Annotated in this window: 23 protein-coding genes; 14 read left to right on the forward strand and 9 right to left on the reverse strand. The window is 65.4% G+C overall.

Annotation, left to right across the window (positions count from 1 at the left end; genetic code table 11):
* The first annotated feature begins 41 nt into the window (after positions 1-41).
* From AC1PZ7_RS19595 to AC1PZ7_RS19605, 3 genes are all read left to right on the forward strand, one after another.
* On the forward strand, positions 42-443 hold the full coding sequence (locus AC1PZ7_RS19595) for a DUF6152 family protein (protein ID WP_482356854.1): 402 nt from the start codon (positions 42-44) through the stop codon (positions 441-443).
* 7 nt (positions 444-450) lie between these two features.
* Entirely contained in the window at positions 451-933 is a 483-nt protein-coding gene (locus AC1PZ7_RS19600) for a DUF6644 family protein (RefSeq protein ID WP_482356855.1), read from the forward strand.
* 137 nt (positions 934-1,070) lie between these two features.
* The gene (locus AC1PZ7_RS19605; RefSeq protein WP_482356856.1) at positions 1,071-2,765 is read left to right on the forward strand and encodes a thiamine pyrophosphate-binding protein; all 1,695 of its coding nucleotides are present in this window, start codon (positions 1,071-1,073) and stop codon (positions 2,763-2,765) included.
* A 9-nt stretch (positions 2,766-2,774) separates the two neighbouring features.
* Here the strand turns inward: AC1PZ7_RS19605 and AC1PZ7_RS19610 are convergent, their stop codons facing one another.
* The 4 genes from AC1PZ7_RS19610 to AC1PZ7_RS19625 form a co-directional block, all read right to left on the reverse strand.
* Complete coding sequence (locus tag AC1PZ7_RS19610; RefSeq protein WP_482356857.1) at positions 2,775-3,302, reverse strand: cupin domain-containing protein; 528 nt, start codon at positions 3,300-3,302, stop codon at positions 2,775-2,777.
* A gap of 53 nt (positions 3,303-3,355) precedes the next feature.
* Positions 3,356-3,904, reverse strand: a complete 549-nt coding sequence (locus AC1PZ7_RS19615) for a hypothetical protein (protein WP_482356858.1) — start codon at positions 3,902-3,904, stop codon at positions 3,356-3,358.
* Positions 3,905-3,983: 79 nt separating this feature from the next.
* Entirely contained in the window at positions 3,984-5,642 is a 1,659-nt protein-coding gene (locus AC1PZ7_RS19620; RefSeq protein WP_482356859.1) for a lysine--tRNA ligase, read from the reverse strand.
* A 94-nt stretch (positions 5,643-5,736) separates the two neighbouring features.
* The gene (locus tag AC1PZ7_RS19625) at positions 5,737-6,498 is read right to left on the reverse strand and encodes a transporter substrate-binding domain-containing protein (RefSeq protein ID WP_482356860.1); all 762 of its coding nucleotides are present in this window, start codon (positions 6,496-6,498) and stop codon (positions 5,737-5,739) included.
* Positions 6,499-6,732: 234 nt separating this feature from the next.
* On the opposite strand from AC1PZ7_RS19625, the gene AC1PZ7_RS19630 reads away from it, so the two are divergent.
* Positions 6,733-8,469 carry a glycosyltransferase gene (locus AC1PZ7_RS19630; RefSeq protein ID WP_482356861.1) on the forward strand — a complete coding sequence of 579 codons (1,737 nt, stop codon included), beginning with the start codon at positions 6,733-6,735 and terminating at the stop codon, positions 8,467-8,469.
* Positions 8,470-8,895: 426 nt separating this feature from the next.
* Here the strand turns inward: AC1PZ7_RS19630 and AC1PZ7_RS19635 are convergent, their stop codons facing one another.
* From AC1PZ7_RS19635 to AC1PZ7_RS19645, 3 genes are all read right to left on the reverse strand, one after another.
* Entirely contained in the window at positions 8,896-9,480 is a 585-nt protein-coding gene (locus tag AC1PZ7_RS19635; RefSeq protein WP_482356862.1) for a DNA-binding protein, read from the reverse strand.
* 70 nt (positions 9,481-9,550) lie between these two features.
* Positions 9,551-9,976, reverse strand: coding sequence for a hypothetical protein (locus AC1PZ7_RS19640; RefSeq protein ID WP_482356863.1), 426 nt, complete (start codon positions 9,974-9,976; stop codon positions 9,551-9,553).
* Between the two features lies 1 nt (position 9,977).
* Complete coding sequence (locus AC1PZ7_RS19645) at positions 9,978-10,163, reverse strand: hypothetical protein (RefSeq protein ID WP_482356864.1); 186 nt, start codon at positions 10,161-10,163, stop codon at positions 9,978-9,980.
* A 156-nt stretch (positions 10,164-10,319) separates the two neighbouring features.
* Between AC1PZ7_RS19645 and AC1PZ7_RS19650 the strand changes: the two genes are divergently transcribed.
* The 10 genes from AC1PZ7_RS19650 to AC1PZ7_RS19695 all read left to right on the forward strand — a co-directional run bounded on the left by AC1PZ7_RS19650 (position 10,320) and on the right by AC1PZ7_RS19695 (position 17,900).
* Positions 10,320-10,526 (forward strand): hypothetical protein, encoded by a 207-nt coding sequence (locus AC1PZ7_RS19650; RefSeq protein ID WP_482356865.1) that lies wholly within the window; start codon positions 10,320-10,322, stop codon positions 10,524-10,526.
* Complete coding sequence (locus tag AC1PZ7_RS19655) at positions 10,507-10,725, forward strand: hypothetical protein (RefSeq protein WP_482356866.1); 219 nt, start codon at positions 10,507-10,509, stop codon at positions 10,723-10,725. The genes AC1PZ7_RS19650 and AC1PZ7_RS19655 overlap by 20 nt, the downstream gene beginning before the upstream one ends.
* A 1,018-nt stretch (positions 10,726-11,743) precedes the next feature.
* The gene (locus tag AC1PZ7_RS19660) at positions 11,744-12,634 is read left to right on the forward strand and encodes a Mu-like prophage major head subunit gpT family protein (protein ID WP_482356867.1); all 891 of its coding nucleotides are present in this window, start codon (positions 11,744-11,746) and stop codon (positions 12,632-12,634) included.
* Positions 12,635-12,719: 85 nt separating this feature from the next.
* Positions 12,720-13,598 carry a phage protease gene (locus AC1PZ7_RS19665; protein WP_482356868.1) on the forward strand — a complete coding sequence of 293 codons (879 nt, stop codon included), beginning with the start codon at positions 12,720-12,722 and terminating at the stop codon, positions 13,596-13,598.
* A 30-nt stretch (positions 13,599-13,628) separates the two neighbouring features.
* Positions 13,629-14,078: a hypothetical protein gene (locus tag AC1PZ7_RS19670; RefSeq protein ID WP_482356869.1), complete on the forward strand. Its 450-nt coding sequence runs from the start codon at positions 13,629-13,631 to the stop codon at positions 14,076-14,078.
* A 100-nt stretch (positions 14,079-14,178) separates the two neighbouring features.
* The gene (locus tag AC1PZ7_RS19675; protein ID WP_482356870.1) at positions 14,179-16,176 is read left to right on the forward strand and encodes a phage tail tape measure protein; all 1,998 of its coding nucleotides are present in this window, start codon (positions 14,179-14,181) and stop codon (positions 16,174-16,176) included.
* 32 nt (positions 16,177-16,208) lie between these two features.
* Positions 16,209-16,619 carry a hypothetical protein gene (locus AC1PZ7_RS19680; protein WP_482356871.1) on the forward strand — a complete coding sequence of 137 codons (411 nt, stop codon included), beginning with the start codon at positions 16,209-16,211 and terminating at the stop codon, positions 16,617-16,619.
* Positions 16,620-17,205: 586 nt separating this feature from the next.
* Positions 17,206-17,433, forward strand: coding sequence for a hypothetical protein (locus AC1PZ7_RS19685; protein WP_482356872.1), 228 nt, complete (start codon positions 17,206-17,208; stop codon positions 17,431-17,433).
* A gap of 13 nt (positions 17,434-17,446) precedes the next feature.
* Positions 17,447-17,668, forward strand: a complete 222-nt coding sequence (locus AC1PZ7_RS19690; RefSeq protein ID WP_482356873.1) for a hypothetical protein — start codon at positions 17,447-17,449, stop codon at positions 17,666-17,668.
* Positions 17,661-17,900, forward strand: coding sequence for a hypothetical protein (locus AC1PZ7_RS19695; protein WP_482356874.1), 240 nt, complete (start codon positions 17,661-17,663; stop codon positions 17,898-17,900). The genes AC1PZ7_RS19690 and AC1PZ7_RS19695 overlap by 8 nt, the downstream gene beginning before the upstream one ends.
* Here AC1PZ7_RS19695 and AC1PZ7_RS19700 read toward each other — a convergent pair.
* Together AC1PZ7_RS19700 and AC1PZ7_RS19705 are read right to left on the reverse strand one after the other, a co-directional pair.
* Positions 17,857-18,621 carry a DNA-methyltransferase gene (locus tag AC1PZ7_RS19700; RefSeq protein WP_482356875.1) on the reverse strand — a complete coding sequence of 255 codons (765 nt, stop codon included), beginning with the start codon at positions 18,619-18,621 and terminating at the stop codon, positions 17,857-17,859. The two genes, AC1PZ7_RS19695 and AC1PZ7_RS19700, sit on opposite strands and share 44 nt — an antisense overlap.
* Positions 18,597-18,788, reverse strand: a complete 192-nt coding sequence (locus tag AC1PZ7_RS19705) for a zinc finger domain-containing protein (protein WP_482356876.1) — start codon at positions 18,786-18,788, stop codon at positions 18,597-18,599. Before AC1PZ7_RS19705 ends, AC1PZ7_RS19700 begins: the two co-directional genes overlap by 25 nt.
* Positions 18,789-18,825 lie beyond the last annotated feature (37 nt).

Here is an 18,825-nt window from a genome sequence, read left to right on the forward strand (position 1 = left end):
CCATAGTCTGGAACGACTTCCGTAACGACAGGAGCCGTTCCATGCCCGTCACGATGCGTCCGAAATCCCGCCGCGCCGTCGTCGGCGCCGGTCTTGCCGCATTCCTCGCAGTCTCTGCCCCGGCCCTGGCCCATCACGGATGGAGCTGGGCCGAGAGCCAGCAGATGACGCTGGAGGGCACGATCAAGACCATCTCCATGGCGCCGCCGCACCCCTCGCTGCAGGTCACCGCGAATGACGGCACGCTCTGGCAGGTCGATCTGGGCAATCCCCGCCAGACTGCCGGTTCCGGCTTCACCGGCGACACCGCCAAGCCGGGCGACGCCATAACCGTGCTGGGCAATCGCAACCGTGACGCGTCGAAAGCCCATATGAAGGCCGTGCGCATCACGATCGCAGGCAAGAATTACGACCTGTACCCGGATCGGATCGGCAGCAATTGAAGCCGCCATGGAGGGAGCGTCGCACCTTCTGGCCGTGCTCGGCGGGTGGCCCGGCGCCGGCTGGCTGCGCGCGTCCTGGGTCGCCTATCTGTTCGTCAACGCGGCCCATCTGCTCGGCATAGCGCTGCTTCTCGGCTCCGTCCTCGTGCTGGATCTGCGCCTGCTCGGTGGCCTGCGCCAGGTGCCGCTGGTGGTGATCGGGCCGCTCAATGCGCGCGTGGCGGCCGTCGGTGCCGGGCTGGCGGTGCTGACCGGCCTGTGGCTCTTCACCGTGCGTCCGGCCGACTATGCCGGGAACCCCGCCTTCCAGATCAAGCTCGGCCTGCTCGCGGCCGCACTGGTGAATATCGGCGTCCAGCACGCCAATCCCGCCTATCGGCAGGCGCTCGCCGGCCGGCGGGTCGGAGCGAGCGTGCGCCTGTCGGCGGCGGCCTCCGCCCTGCTGTGGCTTGCCGTGCTGATCGCGGGGCGCTGGATCGGCTTCTTGTGAGGTGGCGTCAGGCGCGTTCCGAACCCGTCGCGCAATCGGCAATGGAGAACGCGTCGTCCGATCAGTTTGCGGTGCAATCTGATCGGCGCGTGTTCTAGAGTGCCGGCCTCCTCCGCCTCGAGTTCCGTGCCACGATCATGACCTCCTCCCCCGCTTCCTCCACTCCCCGCACCGGCGCCCGCATCCTCGTCGATGCCCTGCTCGCAAATGGCGTGACCCGCGCCTTCGGCGTGCCGGGCGAAAGCTATCTCGACGTGCTCGACGCTTTCGCCGACACCGATGTCGAGTTCGTCGTCTGCCGGCAGGAGAGCGGCGCGGCGATGATGGCGGAAGCCTGCGGCAAGCTCACCGGGCGGCCCGGCATCTGCTTCGTCACGCGCGGGCCGGGTTCGACCAATGCCAGCGCGGGCGTGCATATCGCGCAGCAGGATTCGACGCCGATGATCCTGTTCGTCGGCCAGATCGCGCGCTCCATGCGCGGGCGCGAGGCGTTCCAGGAGGTCGACTACCGCGCCGCCTTCGGCCCGCTCGCCAAATGGGCGGTGGAGATCGACGAGGCGGTGCGCATCCCCGAGATCGTCGCACGCGCCTTCCGCGTCGCCATGCAGGGCCGGCCCGGCCCGGTGGTCATTGCCCTGCCCGAGGACATGCTGAGCGAAATCGCTGAGGTGCCGGACGCCCCGCCGGTGGAGCCGGCCGAGACCTGGCCGGGCCTGACCGACATGATGCGGCTGCAGCGCCTGCTGTGGGCGGCGAAGCGGCCGGTGATGATCCTCGGCGGCACGCGCTGGAACGAGAAGGCCGTTGCCTCCGTGGCGCGCTTCGCCGAACGCTTCGACCTGCCGGTGGCGGTGAGCTTCCGCCGGCAGATGCTGTTTCCCGCCGATCATGACTGCTTCGTCGGCGATGTCGGCTTCTCCGTCAATCCGCGGCTGATCACGCGGCTCAAGCGGGCCGACCTCGTCATCCTCGCCGGCGGGAGGCTCGGGGAGGTGCCCTCGCAGGGCTACAGCCTGTTCGGCATTCCCGATCCCGGCGTGCCCTTGGTGCATGTGCATGCCGACCCGGACGAACTCGGCCGCGTCTACCAGCCGGCGCTGGCGATCAACGCCTCGTCCAGCGCCTTCGCCGCCGCGCTTGAAGGCGTGCAGCCGCCGCAGGAACTGGCCTGGCGCGACTGGCGCGCGGAAGCCCGCGCCGACTATCTCGCCTGGACCGAGGCGCCGCCGGCCAATCCCGGCGCGGTGCAGATGGCGACGCTGGTGCATTACCTGCGCGCCCTGCCCGAGGACACGGTGGTATGCAACGGCGCCGGCAACTTCGCCATCTGGGTGCACCGGTTCCATCATTTCCGCGCCTACGGCACCCAGCTTGCCCCGACCTCCGGCTCGATGGGCTACGGCCTGCCCGCCGCCGTCGCCGCCAAGCTCTCCCATCCCGGCAAGACCGTCGTCGCGGTGTGCGGCGATGGCGACTTCCTGATGACAGGGCAGGAGTTCGCCACCGCGCTGCAATATGGCGCGGCCATCGTCGCCGTGGTGATCGACAACGGCATGTACGGCACCATCCGCATGCATCAGGAACGCGAACATCCCACGCGCGTCTTCGGCACGGCGCTGAGGAATCCCGACTTCGCCGCCTATGCCCGCGCCTTCGGCGGCTTCGGCGTGACGGTGGAGACGGATGCGCAGTTCGTCCCCGCCCTCGACGCCGCCTTCGCCGCCGGGGTGCCGGCTATCGTGCATGTGAAGCTCGATCCCGAGGCGATCTCGCCCACCACTTCGCTCAGCGCGCTGCGCGACAAGGCGCTGGCCGCCCGCTCGGTGGAATGAGGGCGGCGCCTATTCCGGCGCCTTGTGGATCGCATCGACCCAGTAGACCGCCTCCGGCTTCTCCACCGGATCGACATCAGTGATGTTCACCACCACCGCCTCGTTGTCGGAGCGCACCAGCACGCAGTCGAGCGGCTGGTCGGGATCGGCGTTGATCTCCTGATGCGGCACGAAGGGCGGGACGAAGATGAAATCGCCCGCCTCCGCCTCGGCGACATATTCCAGCCGGTCGCCCCAGCGCATGCGCGCGCGCCCGCGCACCACATAGATCACGCTCTCCAGCTCGCCGTGATGGTGGACGCCGGTCCTGGCGTTGGGCTGGATCGTCACCGTGCCGGCCCAGATCTTCTGCGCGCCGACGCGGGCATGGTTGATCGCCGCCTGCCGGAACATGCCCGGCGTCTGCGCCGTGTTGGGATCGAGCCGGTCGCCCTTGATGACGCGTACGCCATCGTGCTTCCAGCGCCCGCCCTGCGGATGCGCGTCAGGATGGTGGTGCGTGCTGTCGTCGTGCGTGTGGTCGTGATCCTGGGCCATGGCGTCCTCCCGGCTTTTGCACCAGCCTAGGCCGGCCGACGCCGGGGCGGAAGTCAGGCCGGCTCGTACGGCACCACCTTGACGTCGGCGCGGGCGAGGCGACGGTAGAGCCGGCGCTCCTGCACCAGCGGCCACCAGTCGAACAGGAAGATCTCCATCGGCCGCCAGTTCGCCACCCAGCCGAGGATGACGAGGCCTTCCATCGCCACCTGGGCGAGGCGCGAGTCCGGAAAGAGATTGACCAGCGACTGGCCGACCAGAAGGCAGAGCGCCAGCACGAGGAGGCCGACCAGCAGCGCCTTGCGGCCCATGGAGAACAGCTTGTCGAGCTCGTTGCTGCGCCGCTCGACCTGACGCGCGAAATGGCGCGTCATGATCCCCGGCAACCCCTGGCCGAGCTCGGTCGCCTGCATGGTGGCCGGCAGGTGGATCGCGATGGACAGCGGCGCGTCCGGCGCCACGTCGTCGGCATGCTCGCAGATATAGTCGTCGACCTCGCTGTCGATCCCCCTCTCGCGGAAGGGGAACGGGTCGAGCATGTCGAGCAATTGCTGGGGATCGTCGACCTTGAGGTCGATATGCCCTTTACGTCGCTTTGCCATTCTTGCCGCCTCCGGCCGCGCCCGATGTTCCTGAAATCGACGTTCCGTGAAATCGTCGCGGCCGGTACTGGATTAGCGCTTACACGGCGCCCGTGGTCAGTTCCCCGGCCAGCGCCCGCGCGATCAGCGCGCGCGTCTCCGGGATGCCATAGGCGGCGACGAAGCCGCCGAAACGCGGGCCTTCCTTCTCGCCGAGCAGCAGCTCGTAGAGCGCGCTGAACCAGAGGAACGACACGCCCGGCCCGCCCGTCGGGCTCTTGCGCTTGTGGTCCTGATAGCGCGGTTCCGCACGTCCGACATCGAGCACCGCATTCTGGATGGCGTCGCGGTCCTCCCCGTCCACCGCGGCCAGCGCCGCGTCGAGCCGGGCGAGCGCCTGCGCCTCCACCTCGTCCGGCAGGCGGAACACGCGGCGCGGCTTCACCCGGTCGATGAAGTAGCGCACGGCATAGCCGGCGAGCTTGTCGACGGTCGGGTGGGTCTGCGGCGACGTGCCGGGCGCGTAACGCTCGATGAAGCGCCACAGCACCGCCTTGTCCTCGGCATTGGAGGCCGAGGCGAGCTTGAGCAGCAGGCCGAAGCTGAGCGGCAGCTCCTCCACCGGCGGGTTGCCGGAATGGATGTGCCACACCGGGTTGCCGAGCCGGTTCTTCCAGTCCTGCGCGGGATAGCGGGCGAGGAAGTTGAAATACTCGTCCACCGCCTTGGGGATGACGTCGAAGTGCAGCTTCTTGGCCGAGCGCGGCGACTGGAACATGTAGAGCGCCAGGCTCTCCGGGCTGGCATAGGTCAGCCACTCGTCGATGGTGAGGCCGTTGCCCTTCGACTTCGAGATCTTCTGGCCGTTCTCGTCGAGGAACAGCTCATAGACGAAGTGCTCCGGCGCCACGCCGTCGAGAATCTCGCAGATCCGGTCGTAGATCGGCGCGTTGGTCTGGTGGTCCTTGCCGAACATCTCGAAATCGACGTCGAGCGCCGCCCAGCGGGCGCCGAAATCCGGCTTCCACTGCAGCTTCACATGGCCGCCGGTGACGGGAACGGTCTTGTCCACCCCGTCCTCGTCGGTGAAGGTGACGGTGCCGGCCTTCGGGTCCACGTTCTTCAGCGGCACGTAGAGCACGCGGCCCGAGACCGGCGAGATCGGCAGGAAGGGCGAATAGGTCGCCTGCCGCTCCTCGCCGAGCGTCGGCAGCATCACTTCCATGATGGCGTCGTACTTCTCCGCCGCCTTCAGCAGCACCGCGTCGAGCTTGCCGGAGAAGTAGTATTCGGTCGCGCTGGCGAATTCGTAGTCGAAGCCGAACGTGTCGAGGAAGCGCCGCAGCATCGCGTTGTTGTGGTCGCCGAAGCTCGCGAAGCCGCCACCGAACGGATTGGGCACCTTGGTGAGCGGCATCTGCAGATAGGGCTTCAGCGCCACCGGATCCGGCACGTTCTCCGGAATCTTGCGCATGCCGTCCATGTCGTCGGAGAAGCACAGCAGGCGCGTGGGGATCTTGTCCTCAGTGAGCACGCGGAAGGCGTGGCGCACCATTGTGGTCCGCGCCACCTCGCCGAAGGTGCCGATATGCGGCAGACCCGAGGGACCATAGCCGGTCTCGAACAGAACCTCGTCTTTCGGTTTCCGCTTCAGACGCTCGACGATCTTGCGGGCTTCCTCGAACGGCCAGGCACCGGCGGATTCCGCCAGCGTGCGCAGTTCGACTGCAAAATCCTCGACCGGAGCGGTCGCCGTCATGATCTGCCCTCCTGGGCTTGGCTTCACGAAAATTCTGACGGGCGCGGCCAATGCCGCATCCGGGGGCATGCTCTAGGTAGTGCGGGAGCCCGCGTCAATAAACGCTGATCGGGAACCAGCGCAGATAGAGGTCGGTATAGACCCCTTCTTCCCAGAGCTGGGCGAGGGCGTAGTTGAGCGACTGGCGCAGCGCATCATTGCCCCGCTTCACCGCGATGCCCATTCCTTCGCCGAAATACAGGCTTTCGGTGAAGGGGCCGCCGACAAAGGCGCAGCAATTGGCCGAGGCCGTACCGTTGAGCCAGAGCGCGAGCTGGACGCCGTCGCCGAAGATGAGATCGACCTCCCCCTTCTGCAGCGCCGCGCGCACGGTTTCGGAATCGGCATAGGGGCGGATGGCGATCTCGCCGAAGAAATCGCGCAGATAGGCTTCGTGCGCGGTATCGGCAACGACGCCGACCGTCTTCGAGGCCAGCGCATCCGGCGTCACCTGCGTAACCGCATCGCCGCTCCGGGCGATGAAACGCGCAGGCGAGCGGAAATAGCGGTCGGAGAAGTCGATCTGCTCGCGGCTCGCCGGCGTGATGGCGATGCCGGCGATGGCGGCGTCCGCCTTGCCACTCTCCAACGCCTCGATCAGCGCATCGAAGGTCACGATCTCCAGCGTGCAGCGAATGGCCAGCTCCGTGCAGATGGCGCGGGCGATGTCGACGTTGAAGCCGGTCGGCCGGCCATCCTCGCCGCGGAAGCTGAAGGGCGGGTAATCCTCCGTGGTGACGAAGCGGATCTGGGTCGGCAGGCGCGTGACGTCGGGCCGCTCCGGCCGGCGCTTGGGATCCCAGAAGCCCGGCACCATGACCCCTGCCCTTGCATCGGCCCCCGGTGTGGCGGCGACGGACTGCGCGGCAGCCGGCGCGGCAAGACCGGCCAGGGCCAGAGCGAGGACAAGACCATGGGCAGCGCATCGCGCTGCCAGGGATTTACTTACCGGAACAATATACCGCACACTGGCCTCGCGCTTGGTTCGGCTGCCGCCGCGCTGCAGCGATCTTCTACCGTCTTGGTGGCGACTAGGCGAGGGGGACGCCGCATGACACCCGCGACGCGTAGGGCGATGGCCGGCCGGGACGAGGCCGGCCCGCCGGCCGGCATTCCAGCCGAGGCCGCCAGCCTCACCGACCGGCTGACCCCGGCCGAGATTCATTACGCGCTACGGCGGGCGAAGCGGCTCGGCGTCGGCCTCGACGAGACCCTGCTCGCGACCGGCCTCGCCTCACCGGACATCCTCGCGCAGGCCGCCGCGCGCGAGATGGGCGTCGCTTTCGATCCGCTCGACGACGTCCTGTCGCCCGCCCCCTCGCGCCTCGACCCCAACGACATCGTCGGGCTGCTGCGCAGCGGACTGATGCGCCGCGTCGACGGCCGGCTGGTCGCGGCCGCCCGCGGTTCGCGCCTCCGGCAGCTCGCAGCGACGCTCAAGGAACGTCCGCAACTGCGCCACCATCTCGACCTGACCACGCCCGAACGGCTCGCCGCCTTCATCCGCCGCCGCTTCGAGAGGCAGCTCGGCTGGCGGGCGGCTTATGATCTGCGTGAGCGCCACCCCGAGGTCTCGGCAGGCACGCTCTCCCTGTCGCGCCACCTCTTCGCCTTCGCCGCCCTGGCCGTCGCCGCCCTGTTCCTCGCCGTCAATGCGACCTCGGTCTTCGGCACGTCGATATTGGCCGCGGTGCTGGCGATCATGCTGCTGGGCAGCGCCGTGCTGAAGCTCACCGCCTGCACCGTCGGGCAGCAGGCGCCACCCCTCCCCCTGCGGGAGGACCGCAACCTGCCCGACTACACGTTGATCGTGCCGCTCTATCGCGAGGCGCGGGTCGTCCCGCAACTGGTCAACGCACTGGATGCCATCGACTACCCGCGCGAGAGGCTGCAGGTTCTGCTGGCGATCGAGCCGGACGATGCCGAGACCGCCGCCGCGCTTGCGACGCATGCCCGGCGGCCCGGCTTCGAGGTGATCGTCTCGCCGGATACGGGTCCGCGCACCAAACCCAAGGCCATGAACGCCGCCCTCCCCTTCGCGCGCGGCGCGCTGGTCGGCATCTACGACGCCGAGGATATTCCGGATCCGCTGCAGTTGCGGCAGGCCTGCACGGTCTTCCAGGCCAAGGGCAACCAGAGCGTCGGCTGCGTCCAGGCGTGCCTCGTCATCGACAATCTGGCTGATGGCTGGATCACCCATCAGTTCGCCGCCGAATATGCGGCCTATTTCGACGTGATCCTGCCCATGCTCGGCACCTATCGGCTGCCGCTGCCGCTCGGCGGCACCTCGAACCATTTCCGGCGCGGGGCCCTCGAAGGCGTCGGCGCCTGGGACCCCTACAATGTCACCGAAGACGCCGATCTCGGCGTGCGCCTTGCCCGTGCAGGCTGGCGCACGGCGGTCATCGCCTCCACCACCGACGAGGAGGCCCCGCGCCACCTCGGGACGTGGATGCGCCAGCGCACGCGCTGGTACAAGGGCTGGATGCAGACGCTGCTCGTGCATGCGCGCCGTCCCGCCCGGCTGAAGAGCGGCGCGGGCCTGCTGGGAACGCTGACGCTGCTGTTCCTGCTCGGCAGCGGGATAACTGTTACGCGAAAGATCAGATGGACAGTCGGTGATCTGCCGGGAACAGACGGGAACGGGCGGGAACTGCTGAAATGGCAGAGGGTTAGGCAGCATTCGGCGGGGGATGCCGGGACACGTACCGCGAAGGATCAAATGGCCAGAGCTTCGCAAAGGGCTCCTGGGGCGGATTGTACTCCGTATGAAGCGGAATCGCGCTAACCCTATGCAATCAAACATTTGCTGCGGCTGTGACCGGCTCAACGTTGTTGCGTCGGTGGCTTCCACAGCGAACCAAAATCGGCCATCCCGTCTCCGTTTCGCAAAGACATAACGCTTTGCTTAATAAAACGTTTCTGCAACAAGGCGTTGATTTGAATTTCGGGATTGTGCGAAGTCGGCATTCCCCTAATTCGCGACCAAAGTTAGATTGAATTGCCCTAAGAAATTCGCGATGAAACCTATCTTCGCCTCGGGGAACAATCACAGGGCCGGCGCACCCGTAACGTTGATCCAGCCATTAAAAACAGTGTTTTTGCAATATGATAAAGAGTGCGGGTGCGTGCATTTCGGATGAATGCACCTAGGCAAGAGAATGCCGGCCGAAGGGTTTGCTTCGGCCGGCGTCACTTTGTGCCTTCAAGTTGTTCAAGTAATACGGCCGATCTGGCGCAGGAAGGTGGTCACATCGGCGGGGCTTGGGCACTCCCAGGCGGGCGGCAGGAGCTCCCCTAAACGGTCGGCCAGGCGCTCGGGATCGGCGGCCGGCTCACGCCGGAGAAGCCGGAGAAGCGGGAGGGTCCAAGCCGGTGCCATGTTGCCGGGCGCGGCCTTCGGAGGAGCGGGCGGCAGGACGGGTATCGGAATATCCGGCCCTACGTCCTGTTCGTCGGCGTAGCTCTCAGGCGACGGGCCGATGATGCGGGCCAGCATTTCCTCAAAGGCGGGGCGGGGCAGGCACGAGAAGTGAAACTCGTGCTGCTCGCCCCCGCGCCCCTCCATCGTGCGGTACATCCACTCCTCGTATTGAGCCTTGCGGAACACGCCCTGCCGGGTGCGCGGCAGGGCGGGGAGGCGCATCGCCGCCAGCTCGGAGGCCGCGAACCACTCCTTGAGGCGACGGGAGCCGCGATAGGCTTGCACGAGTGCGGCTTCGAGGTAGCGCTGGCGCCGGGTGATCCGCTCCCAATCGTCGGCGTCCACCGTGACGGTGAGTTTGAGGTCGTCATCCATATTGGTTGCTCGGGATGGAGACATGAAAAAGGGCGGGGCCCGGCCCCGCCCTTGCGCTCTCTCGGATGGATCAGCCGGCTTCAGCGACGCGCGGCGCTTCGGCTTCGTTGTCCGTTGGCTCCGACAGGTCAGGGGCGGGCGGATGGGTCTCGGCGTCGTGCCGTTTGAGGATGGACTCGAAGGCAAAGGCGCGGCACTCGGCATCGTAGAGCTTCACCCGAAGGTCTTCGGCCTCGTCCGCAAGGGTGCGGACGCGCTCCACGGCCTGCTCACCCAGATCGGAAATGCCGCGAAGCAGCCCGCCAGCAAGGCCATAATAGGCGCTACGGGTGTCATCGTCGGCGATGTGATCCTCATCAAGGCAGAAGGCCACCTGCAACAATTGCGCGACCATGGAGAGTTTATGGAAGGCGTCGCCGAGCGTGGTCACGGGATAGCCGGTCTGGATCGCGAAGGGTTCGATGCTGTTCGCTTCGATTTGGCGGGGCGAGAGCATGTCACACCTCCCCCGCGATGCCGGCGAGGCGCATGGCGGCGCCGATAGCGATCCGGGGCCGGCAGATGACAACGGGGCTGGGGATGACGATATGGCGGCCATCGTCGGCATAGCCGCGCACGGTGACGGACAGGACTGCTTCATCCGCCGGGCGCCGCCTGATAGATAGGAAGATAGCTTCGGGCATAGGGGCATATCCTTTGCTCGGGGTTAGGCCGGATGGAGTGGTGGAACACTCCATCCGGCCGCTTGTGCCATTTGCACAAGTTGCACATATGGTGATCGCGCTTCTTGTGCCTGTCAACCAACTTGTGCAATCTGGCCGTAAGGTCGGAGCGAAGCGATGAATGATGAGCCTAAGGATGTGCGCCTGCCCTTGATGGTTACGCGGTCAGAGGCCGACGCCATCGATGATTGGCGTTTTAGGAACAGGATCACCACTCGTGCGGAAGCAATCCGCCGACTGATTGAACTTGGGCTAAAAGCGGGGGGCGAGGCGGAAACCAAGGCCTATAAGGGAGCAGCGCCCGATGACCGAGCCAAGTCCTGACCTGTCTGACGCCCTCACGCCCGAAGGGTTCGCCCGGCGAGTGCTGGAAATGCGGGACCAAGCGGAAAAGTTGCTCGTTGAGATGCGGGCGGGCGGCTCTCCCGCGAAAGACGTTCGCGCAATCGAACGCGAACTGCGCATGCTGGAGAAACTGATAGCCAAGCGCGGCCTGACCCGCTTCGTGCGGCCGACCGTCTGAGACGGGGAAGGTTGCGGGGGGAGGCCGTCACATCCTCCTTCCGGGCGCGCACGCACGGCGGACGTCGATTTCCCCGCGTGACAAGTTTGCCCGTATCGAGTGCGAAAGGAAAGATGCGGAGGGAGGGCGTTACATCCTCCTTGAGCAGGCGTACCCACCCGTGAACGGCAATTTCTCCGCACGCAGACTCTAACGCTGTCTGCCACGCGGCGAAAGAGGCGATTTCTCCGCCTCGCGAAAATGCGCATAATTGACCGCAGGCGGGAAATCACAGTTTTCGGCTCCACGCTCGCGAGAAATCGGAAGCGCCCGCCCACGGCTTTCAAACAGCCTTCAAATTCGATGCTGCGGCCGAACCGATAGCTTCCCCTCATTTTCTTCCGGCACATGACGACAAGAGCGGCGGTGTCTTAGCCCGCCAAGCCGCCTGCCCGGTGACACCTGTCACCGTGACAGATGTCACCGGCCTCAGTCATTCATTTCCATGCAACGCGCGCAAGGAGGAAATCGGTGGCGGATGAGGGAAGTCGACTGCTGGACCTCATCCTTGAATATGGAGGGCCCGAGGCAGCAGACGAGTTCTTGAAAGGTTTCGGCGGGGTCAAAGTGAACGTCCCTGCGAAGGCCCATCCAGAGCATTGGCTTGTTGGGCTCGTCGGTTTCGAGAATGCGCAAAAGATTTGTGCCGAGTTCCGTATTCATCCACTTGGTGGAAGGGGCCTCGGGATGGAAGTTGTTCCGCCACTTAGGTGGCGATCTAGGGGCGCCCTCATTGAGAGGGAATGCGAAAAGCTCACCGACCAGGGAGTTTCTGGACGGATTGTTGCACTTCGTCTTGGAATATCACTGAGAACGGTGAGGCGTTACACAGCCAAGCTCCGCAAGAGAAGGCGAGTGCCCCGAGCGCCGTAACCTTCTCTTGCCGGGCGGCCGCTTGGGATCACGGGATCAATCCCAAGCGGCCGATGCCCGACATCATCATTCGGCTTTCCACACAGAGCCACACAGGATCGAATATATGATTATCGACGGCCCGAACCTCGACCTTGCTTTCAAGGGCTTCCAGGCGGTCTACAGCGAGCATTTCGAGGCGACGCCTTCGCATATCGACAAGGTGGCGATGCGGGTCGGCTCGTCGTCGTCGGAAGAGGAATATGGATGGCTCGGCCAGTTTCCCGACCTGCGGGAATGGATCGGCGACCGTCACGTGCACAGCCTGCAAGCGCATGGCTTTTCCATCAAGAACAAGAAGTTCGAATCGACCGTTACCGTCAAGCGCGATGACATGGCGGACGATAAATTCGGCATCTACAAACCGCTCTTCTCCGAAATGGGCCGCGTAACTAAGCAACACCCGGACAAGATAGCGTTCGGTCTGCTCGCGAAGGGTTTCACGTCCAAATGCTATGACGGCAAGAACTTCTTCGACACGAAGCATCAGGTCGTAAAGGCCGATGGGTCGAAGGAGAATGTCTCCAATATGTCGGCCGGCGAGGGACCGGCGTGGTTCCTTCTCGACACCTCGCGGGGAGTGAAGCCGCTCGTGTGGCAGGAGCGCGAAAACTACGAATTCCAGAGCGTCACCGAGGGCAGTAGTCAGTCGGTCTTCATGCGGGATGAATTTCTGTACGGCATCCGCGCCCGCGTGAACTGCGGCCTCGGCCTCTGGCAGCTTGCTTACGGTTCCACGGCCCCGTTGACGGCCGAGTTTTACGCGGCAGCGCGCGAGGCGATGATGAACCAGCGCGGCGACCGGGGCCTCATCCTCGGCGTGACGCCGACCGATCTTGTGGTGCCGCCGTCGCTGGAAACGCAGGCGCGCCAGCTTCTTACCGGCGATACCGTCGAAGGCACCACCAACATCTGGAAGGGAACGGCGAACCTCATTCTCACGCCGTTCGTGGCATAGGAGCGGGGCTATGAGCTTCGCCTCGTCCCTCGCGAGTCTCGACACGGCGGAAGCTGCCGGCAAGCGGCGGCAGTGGGTTCACCTGATGTCGCCCGGCGTGCTTCGCTGCCGCGATGGCCGGCGCTTCGAGCTTCGGAACCCGGAAGAGGTGATCGCCGCGACGCTCGCCCGCGCTGGCGGAACGCAGCTGCCAATCGACTACGATCACCAGACGGTTCGCTCGGCCAGGAACGGACAGCCGGCACCGGCCGCCGGCTGGGTACAGAAGCTAGAAGCGCGTGCCACCGGCATATGGGGGTTGGTTGAATGGACCCCCCGTGCCGCCGCGATGCTCGCCGCGCGCGAGTATCGGTACATCAGCCCGACCTTTCTGCACGCCGAAGATGGAACGGTCGGGCCGATCCATAGCGCCGCGCTCACCAACACCCCCGCTCTCGACCTCGTCGCCGTGGCGTCGGCGCAGCCGTCCGCCCCTTCACGGAGTGCTTCCGTCATGACCTTTCCGAAGTCGCTTCTCGACCTTCTCGGCCTTCAGGCGGATGCCGATGAGCCGGCGGTCATTGCCGCCATCACGGCGCTGAAGACAAAGGCGGCTGGTTTCGACGAGACGCCTGCGACGATGACGGCTCTCGCCTCGACGGTCGCCGAACTCGCCGCCGAACGCGAGGCCGGCAAGCGCCAGCGTGTTCTCGACAAAGTCGAAATGGCGTTGCGGCAGAAGAAACTGGCGCCGGCACTGCGGGAATGGGCGGTTGCCCTTTGCAGCACCAATGAGCCCGCGTTCGACACCTTCGTCGCACAGACCGGGCCGGCCTTCGCCAGTCTGTTCGCCTCCCCCTTCACGCCGGAGGTGGAGGCGAGCTTGACGGCCAGCCTTGCGGCGGAGGGCGGTGCGCAACCGTCCAATACCGCCCGCGACACGATCAGCCGGCAGCTTTCGCTGAAGCCGGGACAGCTGACCTGAGCCCGTTTTCACTGGCGCGAGGAACCGACAATGATCCCTCTTTCCCATGACGATGAATCGGCGGATGCCCTGTATCTCAACGCGCGGGCCACTCCCGAGGCGCCGCCCGAAACTGTTACGCCCCCGCCCCCGGCTCCCGCTCCGGGGATGGTGTTTCTCGATCAGCACCGCCGGGAGCGCGTGGTTCCGCTCGCCTTCCCGTTTCTGTGGGAAGGTCGCGTTCTCAACGAAGTGAAGGTGAGGCGTGTGACGGCTGGCGAGTATGGCGGCTGGGCAGACCGGACCACGGCGGGACAAGCCGACTCGGCTGATCTCTACGCCATCATGACCGGCCTTCCCTCCAGCGTCATTCGCGGGCTCGACGCCGAAGACGGCCTCACGGTGGCAGAGGCGGCCTTCGATTTTTTGCCCCGAGAACTCCGCGAGGGTATCGCCTCGCCGGAGTCCCGAGCGGATGGCGCTCCTATGTCAGGAACGTAACGCAGGCCTATCACACGCCACTCACCGCCGTTCTGGTGATGCCTTGGGACGATGTTCTCCAGTGGCATCACGCCGCCCATCCCGTTGCTGAGGAACAGGTATGAGCAATCTTGACGTAGCCCTGCGGGTGAAGTTGCTCGCCGATCTCGGCGGACCGGCGCGCAAGGCCGAGCGAGATTTGAACGGCATCAGCCGCGCGCTGGACGGCGTCAAGCGGTCGGGCAATGGTTCTGCCCCCGCGAGCCTCGCCGGCATCGCGCCCGCTGCCGAGCGGGCGAAGCGCAATCTGGGCGGCGTCGCGCGGGAGGCTCGCCTGCTTGAACAGCTTCGCCCCGGCCGAGGGGTAGGCGATAGCCTCAAACGTGCGGCTGAACAGGCCAAGCTCACTCAGAGGGAACTGGACCTCACCAGCGCCAAGGCGAAGCAGCTGGAGAATGCCGGTTCGGGCTCTCTTGGCGGCTTGAAGAAGGGTATGGGGGATGTCGGCGACAAGGCTGGCGTCCTGGACAAGAATTTCGTCAATCTCGGCGCCTCGGCAAAAGATGCGTTCTCGTCGCTGCTGGCTTTCGCCGCTCCCGCCGCGATCATCTCCGGCCTGAATGAAGTCGAGAAGCGCGTCACGGCTCTGGATCGGAAGTACGCTTCCCTCGCGGTGACGGCAGAGCTGCGCGATCCGGCGGTCATCCAGCGGCTGCGCCAGCAGGATACGGCCATCGGCCTGAAATACGGCATGAAGCCGGAACAGGTGCAGCCGCTTCGCAGCGCGTTCGTGGCCGGCGGCGTCGATCTCGACACGGCGCAGAAGATCACCGATCCGTCCGCGCGTGCGGTGAAGGCGATGGACGCCAGCCCCGAGAACATCGCGCAGACGGTCATTGCCGGCATCCAGAATCTGAACCTCACCCCGGACCAGATCCCCGCCTATCTCGACCAGATCGCCAAAGGCACCAAGCTCGGCCGGTTCGAGGCCGACTCGGTCGCGAAATTCATGCCGCAGTTCGGCGCGTCCTATCAGGGGATGGGCTACACGGGGCTGGACGCTTCCGCCGAAATCAACGCCCTGGCACAGATCGTCCGGCAGGGATCGGGCACCGCCGACGCGGCCGGTAATAATCTGGCGAACCTGTTTCAGAAGGTGTTTTCGCCGGACGCCGTCAAGAACTTCAAGGAAAAGGGCGTCGATCTTCGTGACGTGTACGCGCGCGCCCAAAAAGAAGGAAAATCGTACGTCTCTGCCATTCTTGAGACAGTCGATAAGAAGACGAAAGGCGGCGACCCGTTTCTTGTTTCAGAACTGTTTGGTGACGCTGAGGTGCAGAATGCCTTGCGCGCCACGCTTCCCAACCTAAAACAGCTTGACGAATGGGTGAAGGCTATCCGTAACGGCTCGGCCGGCACCGTCGAAAAGGACTGGCAGTTTTTGGCCGAAACGCCCGCCGAGAAGCAGGCGCAGGCCGATGCCTCGGCGGCACAGAAGCTGGATAGCTGGGCGCCCCTGCCTCAGAAAATCAAGCTGGCGTGGAAACGCACCCTTGATGACCTCTACGACCCGATGACGCCGTGGCTCGGCAGCAAATGGCTTCCCAGGCCCGATGCTGCGCAGGAAGAGCAGGCCCGGCGCCGGGAGCAGCAAGAGAGGCGCGCAACGGGCGCCGCAGCAGCGCGCGACATGCCTGGCTATACGGCGGCGAGTAAGCCGCTTGACCTCGATGCGCTGCGAAAGAACGGCGCCGATGCGGGTTTCGCCCTTGATCGGGGACTCCGTTCAACGGGGCCGGAGGCCGTCAAGACGATGGACGATCTCATGCGCCAGATCGAACAGCGGGGAAGCGTCACGATCACGCCGCGCATTCGGCCCCAGATCGAGGGCGGCGTGACGGTCGAGCCCATGTCGTTCCGTCCGGCGCCGCGCGCTTCCGAGCCGACCCCGGGACCTTCGGCACCGGCCGGGCGGGGCGCATCGCTCGGCGGGCGCGGCGTCACTCAGAACTTCGCGTTCAACATCCGATCCACCGACCCTGCGCGCACGGCTCGCGAGGTGGATCGCCGCCTCGCCCGTCTCTCGACCGGCGCCAGCGCGCTTCATGACCTCGTTTGAGGCCCCTTCAACCCACCTTCAAAGGAACAATCATGGCCGCTCTTACTGCTCCCCGCGCGACACCCTACAAGGCCGGTTTTGCTTCAACCCCTCCTGTAGCCGCCGACACCCTCATCCATCGTGGCGCGCTGGTCGTGATGGCCGATGGCTACGCCGAAGCCGGGCACACGGCGACCGGGCTTATTGCTCTCGGCATCGCCGATCACGGTGTGGATAATCGCGGCGGGGCAGCAGGCGCGCAGGCAGTCACCACACAGCGAGGCACCTTCTGTTTCATGAACCTACCCGCCGACGCTGTGACCCCCTCGGAGATCGGCAAGGACTGCTTCATCGTGGATGACCAGACCGTCGCCAAGACGCATGGAGGCAGCACCCGCTCTGTCGCCGGTGTCGTGGTTGACGTCGACGGTGCCGGCGCCTGGGTCCGAGTCGGGTGGGGCTGAGACATGAGGGTGTTCCGGCGTGGCGTGCCGAGCAGCGTGGAACGGCTCGCAACGTCCGCGCCGGACATCTTCGAATGGCTCTGTGCCGAGGTGGATCACGGGACGCTGAGACAGGTCGAGATTCGGGCCGAAGTAAACCGGCACCTTTCTTTGCGAAACCTTCGACCCATAAGCCGCTCGGCGCTCAATCGGTGGGTTGTGGCGGTGGCGGCGGCTTCCCGTGCGAAGGGCAATACTCGACATCTGAATGTTGAAGGCGCCAGCTATTGCCCCCGCTGCGGATCCCAGTTTGCTAGCGGTTGACTAAGCGGCGACAAAACGCCCCCTAAGCCGCTGGCCATATGATCCTTCGCGATTGGCCATTCGTTTTTTCGCGCTACAATAACGGCGGCGCTACTTGTAGCGCGCAAAAACAAATGGCCAATCGCGAAGGATCATATGGCCAGCCGCTGAAGCGGGTTTGAAGGCCAATTGACCGGCTCCAGCGGGTGCTATCCGCACCTCTTCATGCAGCGTGATCCATTTTTCAGTTGTTCTCTTTTTGTTCTCATGGAATCAATCTCGCCATCAGCGAGGGAAGACGACCATGACGAGCGAGCAGCCGCCCGCCGAACGGGAACCCATTGCCGTGACGGACGCCGACGTCGACGAGGTGCTGTCGATGTGCGGCGGAAATCCTCGGGCGGCGATAAAGGCGTTCCTGATCGGGCAGCACTATCTGGAGGTGGAACTGGAAGTGGCCCGCAAGGAAGCGTCGTGGGGCTATGTCCGCGCCCGTCCTTCTCGGAAGATCGCCCGTGCGTCGGAAGGGTGAAATCAGTCCGGGAATGATCCGCCGGGACTATCCCTACCGGCTGCTCTTTCCCGAGGAGCACCACCGGGATCTTCTCGCCGGCGGGCGGTTCTATGCCTCCTGTGCTCCACGCTCCCTCGGCGAGACGATCGGAGAACAACGGTTCATCGCCATCCATTTCAGCGATGAGGCGGACGCACTCAAATTCCAACGTCATGCCGGCGGAGAACTCCGGCGAGGGAAAGGCGATGGCTAGGATCACATACTTTGTGGCGTTGCCGTTTATCGAGAACGATGATGGCGACCTCGTTCCCGGAGAGCCCGCCGAGGCGCAGAGCGCCCCGGCGGCCATATCCCGCGCCAGTGCCATGGCAGCCCGAGGCGCCGGCGCGCTGGCCTTCGCCCGCTCGGGCGATCCCAGCCTTGGCGACTTCGAGCCGGCCGTCATCCTGGCCCGCTATGGACTGACGCCGGACGAGTTGGACTAGCTGCCCCACCTTCGCGCAGCCTTCCAACGGCAATATCGAAATACGCCTCTTCCACCTCGATGCCGACATAAGGCAGACCGCGGCGGGCGCAGGCTAAGCCCACTGTGCCGCTGCCCATGAATGGATCCAGCACCGGTCCCTCGATCGGTTTGAGCAAGCCCTCCATCAGTTCCACCGGCTTCCCGGCGATGTGATGCTTCTTGTGCGGTTTGGGCATCCGGAAGACGCCCGGCGCCGTACCGCCGGCGAGCGGTCGGGGCCCGTTGGTGCCCCACACGACGTACTCCGCTTGAATGCGGTAACGCCCCTGCTGGGGCCGGCTGCCCTCGGTCTTGTCCCAGGGGACAATGCCGCGCCAGATCCAGCCTGCGCATTGCAGGGCGTCTGTGGTGACCGGCAGTTGCCGCCAGTCGGAGAAGACCGCGCAGATGGCGCCGGGCAAAGCCAGCTCCCGTGCACGGCCGAGCCAGAGCGTCGACCAGGCGAGAAAGGACCGCTGATCGCGGGTATCACCCGCGAACTCGGGATAGAGCCCTCGATTCTCCGGAGACTGGTATTTGGCGCTGGTGGCCCTGATCCGTTCACCAGCCGTCGCCCCACCCGAACAATAAGGCGGATCGGCCAGCACCATGGCGAAGCGGCGATCGAGGCTCGGCATGATCTCCAGAGCGTCGCCCAGATACAAGGTCGCCTGGTCTATCGTCTCGGCGTGATGCCGCATGCGTCGTCTCCATTGGACAGACGCTCGCGGCGCTCGGATTCGGGCTCGATCGGCCTCAACAGATTGATCGTGCCGCACCGGCGGCACTTGATCTCGACAGCTCCCCGCAGGGCACCGCCGGCGGCGCGGAAAAGCAGCGCGCCGCAGCGGCATCTTATGTCGTTCACGTAATCTTAAGTCCACATGCTGCACCTCGCCCGCGCT

The sequence above is a fragment of the Ancylobacter sp. TW_SC_1 genome, assembly GCF_056836805.1.

Coding starts and splice junctions, on each gene's coding strand:
- AC1PZ7_RS19595 (WP_482356854.1), top strand. CDS start 42: ATGCCCGTCACGATGCGTCCGAAATCCCGCCGCGCCGTCGTCGGCGCC.
- AC1PZ7_RS19600 (WP_482356855.1), top strand. CDS start 451: ATGGAGGGAGCGTCGCACCTTCTGGCCGTGCTCGGCGGGTGGCCCGGC.
- AC1PZ7_RS19605 (WP_482356856.1), top strand. CDS start 1,071: ATGACCTCCTCCCCCGCTTCCTCCACTCCCCGCACCGGCGCCCGCATC.
- AC1PZ7_RS19610 (WP_482356857.1), bottom strand. CDS start 3,302: ATGGCCCAGGATCACGACCACACGCACGACGACAGCACGCACCACCAT.
- AC1PZ7_RS19615 (WP_482356858.1), bottom strand. CDS start 3,904: ATGGCAAAGCGACGTAAAGGGCATATCGACCTCAAGGTCGACGATCCC.
- AC1PZ7_RS19620 (WP_482356859.1), bottom strand. CDS start 5,642: ATGACGGCGACCGCTCCGGTCGAGGATTTTGCAGTCGAACTGCGCACG.
- AC1PZ7_RS19625 (WP_482356860.1), bottom strand. CDS start 6,498: ATGGTGCCGGGCTTCTGGGATCCCAAGCGCCGGCCGGAGCGGCCCGAC.
- AC1PZ7_RS19630 (WP_482356861.1), top strand. CDS start 6,733: ATGACACCCGCGACGCGTAGGGCGATGGCCGGCCGGGACGAGGCCGGC.
- AC1PZ7_RS19635 (WP_482356862.1), bottom strand. CDS start 9,480: ATGGATGACGACCTCAAACTCACCGTCACGGTGGACGCCGACGATTGG.
- AC1PZ7_RS19640 (WP_482356863.1), bottom strand. CDS start 9,976: ATGCTCTCGCCCCGCCAAATCGAAGCGAACAGCATCGAACCCTTCGCG.
- AC1PZ7_RS19645 (WP_482356864.1), bottom strand. CDS start 10,163: ATGCCCGAAGCTATCTTCCTATCTATCAGGCGGCGCCCGGCGGATGAA.
- AC1PZ7_RS19650 (WP_482356865.1), top strand. CDS start 10,320: ATGAATGATGAGCCTAAGGATGTGCGCCTGCCCTTGATGGTTACGCGG.
- AC1PZ7_RS19655 (WP_482356866.1), top strand. CDS start 10,507: ATGACCGAGCCAAGTCCTGACCTGTCTGACGCCCTCACGCCCGAAGGG.
- AC1PZ7_RS19660 (WP_482356867.1), top strand. CDS start 11,744: ATGATTATCGACGGCCCGAACCTCGACCTTGCTTTCAAGGGCTTCCAG.
- AC1PZ7_RS19665 (WP_482356868.1), top strand. CDS start 12,720: ATGTCGCCCGGCGTGCTTCGCTGCCGCGATGGCCGGCGCTTCGAGCTT.
- AC1PZ7_RS19670 (WP_482356869.1), top strand. CDS start 13,629: ATGATCCCTCTTTCCCATGACGATGAATCGGCGGATGCCCTGTATCTC.
- AC1PZ7_RS19675 (WP_482356870.1), top strand. CDS start 14,179: ATGAGCAATCTTGACGTAGCCCTGCGGGTGAAGTTGCTCGCCGATCTC.
- AC1PZ7_RS19680 (WP_482356871.1), top strand. CDS start 16,209: ATGGCCGCTCTTACTGCTCCCCGCGCGACACCCTACAAGGCCGGTTTT.
- AC1PZ7_RS19685 (WP_482356872.1), top strand. CDS start 17,206: ATGACGAGCGAGCAGCCGCCCGCCGAACGGGAACCCATTGCCGTGACG.
- AC1PZ7_RS19690 (WP_482356873.1), top strand. CDS start 17,447: ATGATCCGCCGGGACTATCCCTACCGGCTGCTCTTTCCCGAGGAGCAC.
- AC1PZ7_RS19695 (WP_482356874.1), top strand. CDS start 17,661: ATGGCTAGGATCACATACTTTGTGGCGTTGCCGTTTATCGAGAACGAT.
- AC1PZ7_RS19700 (WP_482356875.1), bottom strand. CDS start 18,621: ATGCGGCATCACGCCGAGACGATAGACCAGGCGACCTTGTATCTGGGC.